The sequence below is a fragment of the Streptobacillus ratti genome (genome assembly GCF_001891165.1).
GTDB lineage: Bacteria > Fusobacteriota > Fusobacteriia > Fusobacteriales > Leptotrichiaceae > Streptobacillus > Streptobacillus ratti.
Genome location: NZ_LKKW01000079.1, coordinates 1 through 474 on the forward strand (window position 1 = coordinate 1; position 474 = coordinate 474).

2 protein-coding genes are annotated in these 474 nt (G+C 23.6%); both read right to left on the reverse strand.

The window, feature by feature from the left end; all coding sequences use genetic code 11:
- Nucleotides 1–42: 42 nt before the first annotated feature.
- Nucleotides 43–240 carry a PRD domain-containing protein gene (locus tag BT993_RS06835; protein WP_244147569.1) on the reverse strand — a complete coding sequence of 66 codons (198 nt, stop codon included), beginning with the start codon at nt 238–240 and terminating at the stop codon, nt 43–45.
- Nucleotides 233–474, reverse strand: a 242-nt coding sequence (locus BT993_RS07380; protein ID WP_167359436.1) for an IS30 family transposase, incomplete at its 5' end; no start/stop codon positions are given. The genes BT993_RS06835 and BT993_RS07380, both read right to left, overlap by 8 nt.

The window sequence follows — 474 nt, forward strand, 5'->3', positions numbered from 1 at the left end:
TTGAATAATTTTTTAAACACTCATAATAATCTACGTAATACGTTAAGAATATTGATAATTATTTTCTAAATTTGCATTAACAAAATGCAAAGATATAAAGGCTGCCTCATCAATAGGAAGTTCTATATTTAAATCTTTTTTAATTATAGACAAAGCTTTCTTTCCTAATTCAAATTCTTCTTTATAATACTTTGCAATTCCTAAATTCCAAAAGTAAATGTCCAAAAACAACTTAAACAAGATTTAAAAGACATTCATAAACTTCATAAGATGTTGAAGAATTGAAAATTTTTCTAGGATAATTATTCATAAAATTTTCAATAAATTTAACATCTTTTTTTCTTAATTTATTCATAGACCTACCCTTAGGAATAAATCTCCTAATCATCTTATTATTATTTTCATTACTACCCCTCTCATTAGAACAATAAGGGTGAGCAAAATACCACTTAATACCTAAATCAGTAATATACT